This is a genomic window from Kitasatospora sp. NPDC088783 (genome assembly GCF_044750705.1).
GTDB classification, from domain to species: Bacteria; Actinomycetota; Actinomycetes; order Streptomycetales; family Streptomycetaceae; genus Kitasatospora; species Kitasatospora fiedleri.
In genome coordinates this window covers 451,118-463,371 of record NZ_JBIVKJ010000002.1, presented here as the reverse complement: position 1 = coordinate 463,371, position 12,254 = coordinate 451,118, and the positions used below count along the sequence as shown (strand labels likewise).

General features: G+C 72.8%; 13 protein-coding genes. 4 read left to right on the top strand and 9 right to left on the bottom strand.

Annotated features, from left to right (window positions below; all coding sequences use genetic code 11):
• Positions 1–4 precede the first annotated feature (4 nt).
• The 5 genes from ACIP60_RS06485 to ACIP60_RS06465 form a co-directional block, all read right to left on the bottom strand.
• The gene (locus tag ACIP60_RS06485) at positions 5–808 is read right to left on the bottom strand and encodes an acetylglutamate kinase (protein ID WP_400680684.1); all 804 of its coding nucleotides are present in this window, start codon (positions 806–808) and stop codon (positions 5–7) included.
• Positions 805–1,860 carry an N-acetyl-gamma-glutamyl-phosphate reductase gene (argC, locus tag ACIP60_RS06480; protein WP_100834660.1) on the bottom strand — a complete coding sequence of 352 codons (1,056 nt, stop codon included), beginning with the start codon at positions 1,858–1,860 and terminating at the stop codon, positions 805–807. The genes ACIP60_RS06485 and argC overlap by 4 nt, the downstream gene beginning before the upstream one ends.
• A complete protein-coding gene (locus ACIP60_RS06475; protein ID WP_111552234.1) occupies positions 1,857–2,708 on the bottom strand; it encodes a RimK family alpha-L-glutamate ligase in 852 nt (283 codons plus the stop codon). The genes argC and ACIP60_RS06475 overlap by 4 nt, the downstream gene beginning before the upstream one ends.
• A 4-nt stretch (positions 2,709–2,712) precedes the next feature.
• Complete coding sequence (locus ACIP60_RS06470) at positions 2,713–2,898, bottom strand: lysine biosynthesis protein LysW (protein WP_100834662.1); 186 nt, start codon at positions 2,896–2,898, stop codon at positions 2,713–2,715.
• Positions 2,899–2,983: 85 nt separating this feature from the next.
• Positions 2,984–4,135 carry an isopropylmalate synthase gene (locus ACIP60_RS06465; RefSeq protein ID WP_400680681.1) on the bottom strand — a complete coding sequence of 384 codons (1,152 nt, stop codon included), beginning with the start codon at positions 4,133–4,135 and terminating at the stop codon, positions 2,984–2,986.
• A 309-nt stretch (positions 4,136–4,444) separates the two neighbouring features.
• On the opposite strand from ACIP60_RS06465, the gene ACIP60_RS06460 reads away from it, so the two are divergent.
• Together ACIP60_RS06460 and ACIP60_RS06455 are read left to right on the top strand one after the other, a co-directional pair.
• The gene (locus tag ACIP60_RS06460) at positions 4,445–5,011 is read left to right on the top strand and encodes a LuxR C-terminal-related transcriptional regulator (RefSeq protein ID WP_400680679.1); all 567 of its coding nucleotides are present in this window, start codon (positions 4,445–4,447) and stop codon (positions 5,009–5,011) included.
• Positions 5,012–5,085: 74 nt separating this feature from the next.
• On the top strand, positions 5,086–5,847 hold the full coding sequence (locus ACIP60_RS06455) for an arylmalonate decarboxylase (protein ID WP_400680678.1): 762 nt from the start codon (positions 5,086–5,088) through the stop codon (positions 5,845–5,847).
• A 48-nt stretch (positions 5,848–5,895) separates the two neighbouring features.
• Here the strand turns inward: ACIP60_RS06455 and ACIP60_RS06450 are convergent, their stop codons facing one another.
• The 4 genes from ACIP60_RS06450 to ACIP60_RS06435 all read right to left on the bottom strand — a co-directional run bounded on the left by ACIP60_RS06450 (position 5,896) and on the right by ACIP60_RS06435 (position 11,206).
• Positions 5,896–6,570 carry a response regulator transcription factor gene (locus ACIP60_RS06450; RefSeq protein ID WP_400680677.1) on the bottom strand — a complete coding sequence of 225 codons (675 nt, stop codon included), beginning with the start codon at positions 6,568–6,570 and terminating at the stop codon, positions 5,896–5,898.
• Between the two features lie 684 nt (positions 6,571–7,254).
• Positions 7,255–8,478 carry an LLM class flavin-dependent oxidoreductase gene (locus tag ACIP60_RS06445; RefSeq protein ID WP_400680675.1) on the bottom strand — a complete coding sequence of 408 codons (1,224 nt, stop codon included), beginning with the start codon at positions 8,476–8,478 and terminating at the stop codon, positions 7,255–7,257.
• Positions 8,475–9,821 (bottom strand): NtaA/DmoA family FMN-dependent monooxygenase, encoded by a 1,347-nt coding sequence (locus tag ACIP60_RS06440; protein ID WP_400681552.1) that lies wholly within the window; start codon positions 9,819–9,821, stop codon positions 8,475–8,477. Before ACIP60_RS06440 ends, ACIP60_RS06445 begins: the two co-directional genes overlap by 4 nt.
• A 167-nt stretch (positions 9,822–9,988) precedes the next feature.
• A complete protein-coding gene (locus ACIP60_RS06435; protein ID WP_400680674.1) occupies positions 9,989–11,206 on the bottom strand; it encodes an MFS transporter in 1,218 nt (405 codons plus the stop codon).
• Positions 11,207–11,271: 65 nt separating this feature from the next.
• Here ACIP60_RS06435 and ACIP60_RS06430 point away from each other — a divergent pair, with 65 nt between their 5' ends.
• Together ACIP60_RS06430 and ACIP60_RS06425 are read left to right on the top strand one after the other, a co-directional pair.
• Entirely contained in the window at positions 11,272–11,679 is a 408-nt protein-coding gene (locus ACIP60_RS06430) for a MerR family transcriptional regulator (RefSeq protein ID WP_400680671.1), read from the top strand.
• A 194-nt stretch (positions 11,680–11,873) separates the two neighbouring features.
• Positions 11,874–12,245 carry a hypothetical protein gene (locus ACIP60_RS06425; RefSeq protein WP_400680668.1) on the top strand — a complete coding sequence of 124 codons (372 nt, stop codon included), beginning with the start codon at positions 11,874–11,876 and terminating at the stop codon, positions 12,243–12,245.
• The last annotated feature ends 9 nt before the right edge of the window (positions 12,246–12,254 follow it).

Genomic DNA, 12,254 nt, shown 5'->3' with positions numbered 1-12,254 from the left:
CTGCTCAGGTTCGGGTGATGACGGTGCCGGTGCGTTCGGCGACCAGGTCGGTGACGGGGGCGCTGCCGATGACGACGCGCTCCACGCCGCCGTCCAGGGCCTCGCCGGCGGCCCGCAGCTTCTTGCGCATGCCGCCGGTGGCGCCCTTGTCGCGGAACTTCGCGGCGGCCTCGGCGGTGATCCGGCGCACCGGCCGGTCGTCGATCAGCAGGTGGGCGACGTCGGTGACGAGCACCAGCTGCCCGGCCCCGATGCCCCCGGCGACGGCGGCGGCGGCCCGGTCGGCGTCGGTGTTGACCTCCTGGCCGGCGGTGTTGCGGGCCAGCGGGGTGACCAGGTGGACGTGGCCGGGGCGCACCGCCTTGAGCGGGGCCGGGTCGACGCCGGTGATCGGGCCGACCAGGTTCTCCAGCTCGACGAGCTGCTTGTCCTTCCACCACCAGCGCTCGCCCTCGCCGGCGGTGACCAGGCCGTCGCTGCCGAGCAGCCGCTCGCCGGTGACGCCGCGCCGCTCCAGCCGGGCCAGGACGTCCGCGGCGAGTTCGGCGCTGACCTGCTTGATGTCCCCGATCACCTCGGGCGTGGTCCAGCGGCTCTGGTTGCCGTACCGGTCGCGCAGGATCGCGGACGGGTCGCGGTAGCGGGCGCCGAGGTTCTTCAGCGGCTTGGACCAGCCGTGCACCAGGACCAGCGGCCGCTGCCGGGCGTACGCGGCGAGGTCGTCCCACCAGGCGTCGGCCAGGTCGTCGACGGTGCTGCCGCCGAGCTTGACCACGGTGGGGGTGGACTCGGGTGTCGTCGCGCTCATGCGGGCATCACCGGCTGCATGGTCAGGCCGGTCTGGACCGGCAGGCCGAATCGGATGTTGGTCACCTGGATCGCCTGGCCGGCCGCGCCCTTGACCATGTTGTCCAAGGCGGCCAGCACGACGATCCGCCCGCCCTCCTCGTCGTGCAGGGCGGTCACGTCGCAGTAGTTGGAGCCGAGCACGGCCTGCGGGTCGGGCACCGGGATCAGCGTCTCGTTGGAGCGGCGCACCCGGACGAACGGGTGGTCCTTGTAGAACCGCAGGTAGGCGCGTTGCAGGGTGCGCGCGTCCACCGGGTCGTCGGTGAACACGTAGCTGCTGGCCATCAGTCCGCGCACGTGCGAGACGCCGTACGCCGACATGCTGAGCGATTCGACGCCGCCCGGCTTGCCGCGGTCCAGGAAGTCCTTGACCTCCGCGGCGTGCCGGTGCCCGGACGGGGCGTACGGGGCGATGGCGCCGTTGCGCAGCGGGTGCAGGTTGGCGGTGCGCAGTTCGAGGCCGCCGCCGCTGGAGCCGGTCTTGCCGTCCACCACCACGGTCTTCAGGTTGAGGCCGAGGGAGAGCACCAGCGGGGCGAGCCCGAGGGTGATCGCGGTGGCGAAGCAGCCGGGCAGCGAGATCAGCGCGGCCCCGACGAGCTGGTCGCCGACCAGCTCGGGGACGCCGTAGACGAAGCGGTCGGCCAGGTCGTCCGTCCGCGGCACCTTGGGGTACCAGCGCCGGTGCAGCTCGGGGTCGCGGATCCGGAAGGCGCCGCTGAGGTCGACCACGCAGGGCACCTGGTCGGCCAGTCGGGCGGCGAGCGCCGCCGAGGCGGGCGCGGGGGTGGCCAGGAAGACCACGTCGCAGCGGTCGGCCAGGCTGTCCGGGAGCGCCTCGATGGTCAGGCCGAGGTCGAGGCGCAGCCCGGGGTGCAGCTCGGACGGGCGCCGGCCGGCGCTGGAGGAGCCGCCGAGGAAGGTCAGTTCCAGTTCGGGGTGCTGGAGCACCAGTCTGATCAGTTCGCCGCCGGCCAGCCCGGAGGCCCCGACGATGCCGACCCGGATCATCCGGTCTCCTCCTGGACGTAGCGGGCGACGGCGGCGGCGATGTCCACCCCGGTGGCCGAGGCGACCGCCCGGAAGGCCGGGGCGTGGTTGACCTCGTTGACGACGTAGCCGTTCGGGGTGGCGAACAGGTCGATCCCGTAGATGCCGGGGCCGAGCACGTCCAGCACCCCCTCGACGGTCTTGCGGACCTCGGGGTCCGGGTCGACGGCCCGGTTGCGGTTGCCGAGCGCCGCGTTGCTGCGCCAGTCGGTGCCGGCGCTGCGGAACTCGGCGATGGCCACGGTCTCGCGGCCGACGGTGAAGCAGCGCAGCGAGGTGCCGGAAGCCAGGTAGGGCTCGACCAGGCCGGCCTGTTCGAAGCCGTGCCCGAGGTCCTCGACGTAGTCGTAGACGGACTGCGCGCTGTCGGCGTCGCGCAGCAGGGTGACCCGCTTGCCCATGCCGCCGAAGACCGGCTTGAGCACCACGGGCGGCGGGAGTTCGGTCAGCGCCTTCTCGAAGTCGCGCCGGGAGAGGACCAGGCGGAAGTCGGGCACCGGCACGCCCGCGGCCCGCAGTTGGGCGCGCAGGGTGAGCTTGTTCTCGCAGGCGTGGATGGCCGGGGCGGTGTTCAGGGTGCGGATGCGGGCCGCCTCGGTGAGGGTGGCGATCAGGCCGCCCCGGGTGTAGCTGCGGCTGCGGACCAGGACGGCGGCGTGCTCGCGCAGCGAGGCCGCGTCGCGGTCCCCCAGGGCCAGCGACTCGTCGTTGACCCATTCGATCCGCAGGCCGAGGCCCGCGGCGGTGTCGATCAGTCGGCGTTCTTCCCAGCCGACCCGGTCGGCGATGAGGGCGACGGTGCGTGTCATCGGCTCACTGGCCCCAGTCGCGCAGCTGGACCTCGACGGCCTGCAGGCTCAGCCGGCCGTCCTCGATGTCCTCCACCCGCAGGGTCAGCAGGCACTCGGGGCAGGCGATGGTCTCGCCCTGCACCAGCGGCGGGGTGGTGAGGTCGGTCTCGCACTCGGGGCACAGGCCGGTGAGCGTGGCTACAGACATGGTGTTCTCCGTGATCGGTTCGGGTCGGTGGACCGGAAGCGGGGGTGGGAAGGGGACGGGGGACGGGGAGGGCGGCGGGGGCGGCTCAGGCGGCCTGGTACCGGTCGGCCGCGGCGCGGATCGCGTCCCGGTCGAGCAGTTCCTCGCCGTGCGCCTGGCGTTCGGTGAGCCAGGTGGTGAAGGCCGCCAGGTCGAGGGAGTCGGCGGTGTCGCCGAGCGCCCACCGGACGAGCGGGGCGGTGAGCCGGGTGCGCACCCGCAGTCCGCGGGCGTTGCCCACCACCTCGGGCGGGAGCGTCTCGTACGCCTCGGGGTGGGTCAGCTGGCCGGGCAGCTCGTACGCGAACGCGTGCGGGGCGGTCGGGCCGGACTGGAAGGCGTGGCCGAGCCGGGAGCCGCGCAGGGCGGCGTTGGTCAGCTCGGTGAGGTGGCTGAGGTCGAAGCGGGTGTCGCCGTACACCACCCGCAGCGAGGTGAGCAGCTCGGCGAGCGGGGCGTTGCCGCCGCGTTCGCCGATGCCACCGGCCGTGGCGGAGATCCAGCGCGCGCCGGCCCGGTAGGCGGCGAGCGAGTTGGCGACCGCCATGCCCAGCATGTTGTGCGAGTGGATCTCGATCTCGGAGCCGTCGATCGCGGTGATCTCCCCGATCACCGACTCCATCTGCCAGGGCGACAGGCAGGCGACCGTCTCGGCGAGCCGGAACCGGTCGGCGCCCGCCTCGAAGCCGGCCGTGACGTAGGGGACCAGGCGCTCCTTGGGGGTGCGCGCGCCGTCCTCGCCGCTGAAGGTGACGTGGAAGCCGCGGTCCTTGGCCTCCTCGATGGCGGTGCGGGCCAGCGAGATCAGGTACTTGGTGCTCGGCGAGGCCAGCTTGAGCCGGGCGTGCTCCTCGGAGGTCGGGATCGAGAACATCACCGACCGCACGCCGAGCCGCAGCGCCTCGTCCAGCGCCTTCACCACCTGCTGGCGGTCGCGGACCATGACCAGGGTCAGGCTGCGCTCGGGCCCGACCGCCTCGTGGGCGGCCAGGACGAGGTCCGCGTCACCGGAGTTCGGGCCGGACACCATGCCGACCTCGACCAGCTCCACGCCGGTCCTCACCAGCAGGTCGGCGATGGTGGCGGCGTCCTTGGCGTCGAACTCGACGCCGGCCATGTGGGCCGAGTCGCGCAGGGTGGCGTCGGATATCCGGGGGAGTTCTCCCGGGGGTATTTCGACGTTCTCCGGAGGTGCCATTGCATTCACTCCTCATTGACCGTCATGAATCGTACGGAATCAGTGCGACGCGGTGCGGTGAAGCCGGGGTCAAGCCTCGCCGCTCGCCCGATCCGGGGTCAAGATCCTCCGTGTCAGAGCTGTGTCAATATTCCTCAGGCGAATGTCAGGCCGATGTCAGGGCCGCGGAATCCGCCGGGCCGGGCGGCGTGTTCCCGCTCACGCCGGGAACCGGTGCGTCCGCCGGGATTCCGGGATAGAGTTCCCGGAGCCCGGCGGCCGGCCCGCCGGAATGCGGGAACGCCGGGGCACGGGGACGGGGGGAATCGGGTGATCTTCGCGGTCGAGCTGGTCCTGCCCGCGGGCGCGGGCGGCGCTCCGCGCGGGCTGCGGGAGCACCGGGCGTACTGGGACGGCCTGGCCGGGGAGGGCGTGCTGATCGCCGGCGGCCCCTGGCAGGACGGCTCCGGGGAGCTGCTGCTGTGCCGCGCCCCGGACCGGGCCGCCGTGCTGCGCCTGCTCGAACAGGACCCCTACCTGCGCTTTCGCACCGTGACCAGGTACACGGTGCGGGCCTGGCAGCCGGCCGGAGACCTGTCGGCGCCGCCCGCGCCCGCCGTCCCGTCCACATCGGCCGCCCCGCCGGTCGCGCGGCGGGCCGGGCGGCCGGCCGCCGCGGCCGGGGCGCTGACCCCGCACGAGGAGCGGGTCGCGGCGATGGCGGTGGCGGGCATGACGAACCGGGCGATCGCCGCGGCGCTGTCGGTCTCCACCCGCGCGGTGGAACTCCAGATGACCCGTATCTACCGGAAGCTCGCCATTCGGCGCCGGGCCCAACTCGCCCTCGCGTTGAACGGCCGGGTAAATACGGGCGGACTGCCGGAACAAATCGCCTGAACACCCGCCGCTACGGTTTCCCGTAGTGTCCGCACGGTCGGTCGACAATAGCCTGGGAGGAATACCTCCGACCGATGGGTGAGATCGCCATGGGCATTCCTTCCGCACCCCGGATAGGGCTGGTCGTTCCTCCGGAGAACCCCAATGCGGAGCCGGAGTACACCCAGCTCCTGGGCCGCGGCCCGACATTCCACACGACCCGTTTCCCGACCACCCCGGACAGCACCCTGCGGGAAATGCTGGACACCTACAACGAGGTGCTGCCGGACGTGCTGGCCGGGTTCGGCCGGCTGCCGCTGGACGCCGCGGTGGTGGCCTGCAGCGCCTCGCACTACCTGCACGCGCCGGACGGGGACCGGGAGTTCTGCGCGGAGCTGTCCGAGCGGACCGGTTTCCCGGTGCGCTCCTCCGCGCTGGCCACCCTGGACGCCCTCCAGGCCCTCGGCCTGACCCGGCTGACCCTGGTCTCCCCCTACGAGCCGTGGCTGACCGAGCTCTCCCGCTCCTACTGGGAGCGGGCCGGGCTGACCGTCGAGCGGGTCGTGCAGGTGTCCACCGACGGCCGGTTCGACCCGTACACCGTGACCACCGGCGGGCTGCTCGCCCAGCTGCGGCGGCAGGACGGGCCCGAGGACGCGACGCTGCTCTTCACCGGCACCGGGATGTTCACCCTGGACGCCCTGGCGGAACTCGACGGCGACCCGGACCGGGTGCTGCTCAGCTCCAACCTGGCCAGTGTCTGGTGGGCGCTGCGCGCGGCGGGCGGGCGGCCCGGCGAGGCGGCGGGCGATCACCCGCTGCTGCGCCGGCTGGCGCGCCGGGCCGTCGCGGCCTGAGTCGGCCGCCCCCGGGCCCGGCCGCTCCGCGCGGGCCGGGCCCGGGCTTCAACCGCTGCCGATCCGGTAGCCGACGCCCCGCACCGTGATGATCCACTTGTTGCCGCCGAGCTTGCTGCGCAGGCTGCTGACGTGGGTGTCGATGGTCCGGCTGGACTCGGTCCAGTCGCACTCCCAGACCTTCGCCATGAGCTCCTTGCGGGACAGCACCGATCCGGGGTTGGAGGCCAGCACGTAGAGCAGCTCGAACTCCTTCGCGGTGACGTTGACCACCCGGCCGTCCACCTGCACCTCGCGGGTGCGGCCGTTGATGTGCAGCGGGCGCAGCGAGATGTCCTTCACCGCGGACTCGGGGTCGGGGGCGGGGGCCCGGGTGCGGCGCATGACCGCCTCGATGCGGGCCACGATTTCCTGCGGGGGGCAGGATTTGGTCACGCAGTCGTCCGCCCCGGCCTGCAGGGCGAGCACCCGGTCGGACTCCCGGTCCCTGGCCGCGAAGGCAATGACCGGCGTGCTGCCGGAGGATCGCAGGAGTCTGCACGCTTCGAGCCCTTCGATATCGGGGAGATCGAGGTCGAGCAGCACCAGATCGACGTCGGGGATCATTTCCAGGGCCTCCCGGCCGGTGCCGGCGATCTTGGCCTCGTACCCCTTTCGCAAAAGGCTGTAGAGAACAGATTCGGCCACGGTAGAATGCTCCCCGACCAACAGCACGCGTACCATGTTTCCTCGTCCTCTCCATAAACGGTCGCATCACGACGTCCCGTCCCGGTCGCCCGGTCCCGGGGCGAAAACGGCACGGAGGGGCCCCGGCGCGTCCCGGAGGGACGGGTCGGGGCGGCCGGCAGGGGCCGGGAGTCAGGTCACCGACCGGCGCGACATCGTACGGTGGGCGCGGCGGCCGGTTCGCGACGGCTCTGCATCCGACCTGCTCCCCTGAGGATTCGAACGGCTTCCGGCACCGGTGCGGACGGGGCTGGAGTGGTGGAAGACGCCCGTGCGAATTCCGTCCGTTCCGAGTGCGATTCGCCCATATCCTGACACCCCGTGCCGCCGAGGGCAAGCATATGCCGAAGCCCGCCGCGCGCGGACGGGCCGGCTCTCCAGGGAATCTGTCCAAATTGGTACCGATTCGAGCCGAAGGACCCGCTCCGGATTTCACACAGCGGCAATGGAAGCGGGCGCGGCCCCCCGAAGGCCGGGGGTTTCCACCCTCGGACCCCGGGGGGCCGCGCCCCGATCCCGGCGATAGCGTCCCCGCCGCGAATCCTCACTGCGCGTGTGCTCCGCGGCGGTCTGCGTCGCGGACAGTAATTGTCCGGCGGGTCGCTTCCGGAATCGTTCATCCGGCTGTCTCACCGGAAATGTTTGAAACAGCTCCTCCTTATTCCGCCGCTCCTCCGGGCCTCAGCCGGCGGCGCCGGCCGGGGCACCGGCCCGGGCGTAGCGGCTGACCGGACGGGGCAGGCCGAGCAGCCCGCGCAGGGTGTCCGCCGCGTAGGCGGTGCGGAACGCGCCGCGGCGCTGGAGCTCCGGCACCAGGGCGCGGGTGATCGCGGTCAGGTCGTGCGGCAGGGCGCCGGGCCGCAGCCGGAAGCCGTCCAGGCCGGTCTCCCGCCAGTCCAGCAGCAGGTCGGCGAGTTCGGCGGGGGTGCCGGTAAAGACCAGGGCGTCCGAGCCGAAGACGCTGCCGTCGGTCTCGTCCAGCCGCCGCTTGCGCTCGGCGGCCCGGCCCGGCTCCTCGTCGAGGAAGACCACCAGGTCGGCGAAGGTCCGGATCGGCTCCTCGGCGGGCCGCTCGAAGCGCTGCCGGGCCCGGTCGAACTCGCCGAGCCTGGTGACGGCGTCCGCGCGGGACTGCGGGGTGACGAAGACGACGTCCGCCCCGGCGGCGGCCAGCTCGTACGGGGTGCTGGCGTGGGCGAGGACGGCCACCACCGGCTGGCCCTGCGGCGGGCGCGGGGTGATCGAGGGGCCGCGGACGGAGAAGTGCTCGCCGGTGAAGTCGACGTGGTGCACCTTGTCGCCGTCGAGGTAGCGGCCGGTGGCGGTGTCGCGGATCTCCGCGTCGTCCTCCCAGCTGTCCCAGAGCCGGCGGACGGCCTCGACCACCTCGTGGGCCTCGCCGAAGAGTTCGCGCAGCCGGGCGGCGATCAGCTCGGAGTCCCGGACGTCCTCGTCGGTCAGCTGCGGGGTGGTGCGGCGGCCGAAGTGCGCGGCGTCGGCGGCCCGGGAGGTGATCTGCGGGCGCCAGCCGGCCCGGCCCAGGCTGGCGTGGTCGAGCGAGGCGATGCCGATGGCGAGGTGGAACGGCTCGGTGTGGGTGACGTTGGTGGTCGGGACCAGCCCGATGTGCGAGGTCAGCGGGGCGAGCGCGGCGGCCAGCAGGACGGCGTCCAGCCGGCCCCGGACGTGGTCGGTGCGGTCGTCGGGCAGGTGGAAGGCCGAGGTCTGCAGGCCGAGGGTGTCCTCGATGGTGACGAAGTCGAGCAGGCCCTGTTCGGCCTCGGTGACCAGGTCGGCCCAGTAGCGGGCGGTGAGGATCTCGGCGGGCCGGGCGTCGGGCTCGCGCCAGGCGGCGGGGTGCCAGCCGGTGCCGTCCAGGGCGACCGCGAGGTGCAGGTGGGTCACGGGGTCTCCTCGAAGTGGCGGCGGGCGGGCTTCAGGCCGAGGTGGTCGCGGAGCGTGGGGCCGGTGTAGTCGGCGCGGTGCACGCCCATCTCCTGGAGCAGCGGCACCACCCGGTCGACCAGTTCGTCCAGCCCGCCGGGCACCACGTTCGGGGAGAAGACGAAGCCGTCGGCGGCGTCGCTCTGCACGAACTCGTTCATCGCGTCGGCGACCTGGCGCGGCGTGCCGACGAAGGTGGGCCGCGCGGTGACCTCGACGATCAGCTCCCGGATGCTCAGCCCGCGCTCCTCGGCGGTCTTGCGCCAGTGCCGGACGGTCTCCTCACGTCCCCGGCTGCGGTACAGGTTGTGGCCCTTGGTGACGACGTTCTCCGGGACGGGGTCGACGTCCGGCAGCGGGCCGTCCGGGTCGTAGCCGGACAGGTCGCGGCCCCAGGCCGCCTCCATCAGCATCAGCGCGGTCTGCGGGCTCACCTGGGCGCGGGCGACCTCCTCGGCCCGCTCGGCGGCCTCCTCCGGGGTGTCGCCCAGGACGTAGCTGACCGACGGGATGATCTTCAGGTCCTCCGGGGAGCGGCCGTACTTGGCCAGCCGCGCCTTGACGTCCCGGTAGGCGGCCTGCCCGGCCGCCAGGTCGCTGTGCCGGCTGAAGATGACGTCGGCGTCGGCGGCGGCGAACTCGCGGCCCTCGGGCGAGTCGCCCGCCTGGATGATCACCGGGTGGCCCTGCGGGCCGGACGGGGTGCTGAACCGGCCGGATATGTCGAAGTGCTGCCCCCGGTGGGCGAACCGGCCGGCCCCGGGCCGGATGAACTCGCCGGTGGCGGCGTCGGGCCGGAAGTCGCCCGGCCGCCAGCTGTCCCACAGCTCCCGGGCGGTGTGCAGGAACTCGGCGGCCCGGGTGTAGCGGTCGGCCTCGTCCAGGAAGCCGCCGCGCCGGAAGTTCTCGCCGGTGAACGCGTCGTAGCTGGTCACCACGTTCCAGGCGGCCCGGCCCCCGCTCAGGTGGTCCAGGGTGGCCACCCGCCGGGCCACGTCGTAGGGCTCGTTGAAGGTGGAGTTGACGGTCGCGGCCAGCCCGAGGTGGGTGGTGACGGCGGAGAGCGCGCTCAGCACGGTCAGCGCCTCGGGGCGGCCCGCCACGTCGAGGTCGAGGACCCGGCCCTTGTGCTCGCGCAGCCGCAGGCCCTCGGAGAGGAAGAAGAAGTCGAACTTGCCACGTTCGGCGGTCCGGGCGAGCCGGGCGAAGGAGTCGAAGGCGATCTGGCTCCCGGCGGCCGGGTCCGACCAGATCACGGTGTGCTGGACGCTGGGGAGTTGGGCGGCGAGGTGGATCTGTTTCACTGGCACGGCGAACGTTCTCCTGGTGCGGTGTGCGCTGGTTCAGCGGGGTATTCGGTCCGGGTCGGCGGCGGCGGGCCGCCCGCAACAGCCCAGCCCCGCCACGGCGCGGCGCGGCCCGCAGGCGCGGGACGGCAACCGTCCCGCGCCCCGGACCACCTGACGGCGGGTCACCCGCGCCGGACCGGGAAGCCGTGCGCCCGGGCGGAGACCACCACGCCCAGCACCGGGACCAGCAGGATCAGCACCGTCCACGGGAAGGACTCGGCGCCGATCCCGTCCAGCAGCAGGCCGCCGATGATGCCGCCCGCGGCCATCGCCACGTTCCACAGGGTGACCAGCATCGCCTGCGCGCCGTCCGCCTGCTCGCCGCCCGCGTCGCCCACCGCGGTCTGCAGCAGGGTCGGCACGCCGCCCCAGCCCAGGCCCCAGAGCGCCGCCGCGACGTACACCAGCGCGTGGGTGCCGGACAGCAGGCCGAGCACCGCCGCCGCGACCGCGACCAGCAGGGTGCTGGCGATGGTCAGGACCCGCAGCTGGCGGTGGATCCGGGCGCCGACGATCCAGATGCTCAGCATCGAGGTGATGCCGAAGACCAGCAGCACCCGGTCGGTGGAGTCGCCCATGCCGAGGTGGTCGAGGTAGGTCGCGACGTACGCGTACAGGATGGTGTGGGCCAGCACGAAGACCAGGGTCACGAACAGCACCGGCGTCACGCCGGGCACGGAGAGCGCGCCCAGGATGCGGGTGCGGCCCTCGGGGCGCTGCCCCGGGTAGTCCGGCACGGTCGCCGCGATCCACCCGATGACGATCACGGCCAGCACCGACATCGCCAGGAACGCCACCCACCAGTCGAACACCCGGCCGACGAAGGTGCCGGCCGGCACGCCCAGCGACAGCGCGACCGGGATGCCGGTCATCACGATCGCGATCGCCTTGCCCTGCAGCGGCACCGGCGCCATCCGGCGGGCGTACCCGGCCAGCAGCGCCCACGCCAGACCGGCCGCCACGCCCGCGACGAACCGGCCCGCCATGGTCAGCACGTAGTCGGTCGACAGCGCGGTGACGGTGTTGGCCACCACGAACGCCACCATCGCGGTCAGCAGCAGCCGCTTGCGCCGCCAGGCGGCAGTGGCCACGGTCAGCGGGATCGCGGTGAGCGCGGTGGCGATCGCGTAGATCGTCACCGACTGCCCCATCGCCGACTCGCTGACCTTGAGGTCGGCGCTCATCGCGGGCAGCACGCCCGCCGGGAGGGTCTCGGTCAGGGAGGTGATGAAGACCGCGGTGGTCAGGGCCAACAGCGCCAGGAGGGGCAGTTTGCGGCTCTCCGGCTGCGCGCCGTCGTCGGTCGGGTTCTGGATGTCCGGTGGCGACTGTGTGCTCATGGCGGCTATGTTTGAACCCTCACATATATGTGAGGGTCAATCAATCCTGATGTGAGGTGGGTCACATGCGCATCGGAGAGCTGTCGGAACGCACCAACACCTCCCGCCGCCTGCTCCGCTACTACGAGGAACAGCAGCTGATCGTCTCCGCCCGGATGCCGAACGGCTACCGGGAGTACGACGAGCGCTTCGTCGACCGGGTCCTGCAGATCCGCGGGCTGCTCGACGCCGGGCTGCCCGTCAGGATCATCAAACAGATTCTGCCCTGCCTGGACAAGCCCCGAACCATCCACTTCCCGGACGCCACCCCCGAGATGCTGGCCACCCTGCGCCGCGAACGGGACCGGATGACCGAGCGCATCAACTGCCTGATCCGCAACCGCGACTCGGTCGCCGAGTACCTCGACGCGGTCAGCCAGGGCCAGCGCCCCGCCCCCGCCCCCGTCCGAGAGCCGGTCCCCTCCGGCGCCTGACGCCCGCCCCGCCCGCCGGAGGCCGGGCCGTTCGGGGCGCGGCCCCGGGGAGTCGCTCGCCCGTCCGGGTGCCCCTTGCGCCGAACTCGGTCACCTTGCGCATCTCGACATGCACTTTCGGTCATCACGTGTCTTGATGGACGAGACGTCGGCGGCCTTCGCCCGGCGGACCGTTTTCCGAGAGAGGCATTTCCATGCGCAAGATCGCCCGTGTCATCGCTGTCGGCACCATGGCCGTTCCGTTCCTCGCCGGTCTGACCGGTGCCGCCTTCGCCGACACCGCCGGCTACCACCAGGACCAGCAGTTCGCCGGTCCGACCGGTGCGGCCGCCTCGTCGATCATCAGCGAGGTCGGCAACGGCGTCGGCGGCGCGGGCAACGGTGCCTGTTTCGAGGCCGTCAACCTGGCGGCGGGCCCCAACGGCGCCGCCCTGTCCGAGGTCAAGTCGCACGTCTTCAACGGCGACAACGGCACCGCGGGCGCCGGCTACGAGCAGACCATGATCGCCGCCGGTCCGGCCGGCGCCGGCGTGCAGAGCGTCGGCAGCCACGTCTTCACCGGCTGACCCACCCCG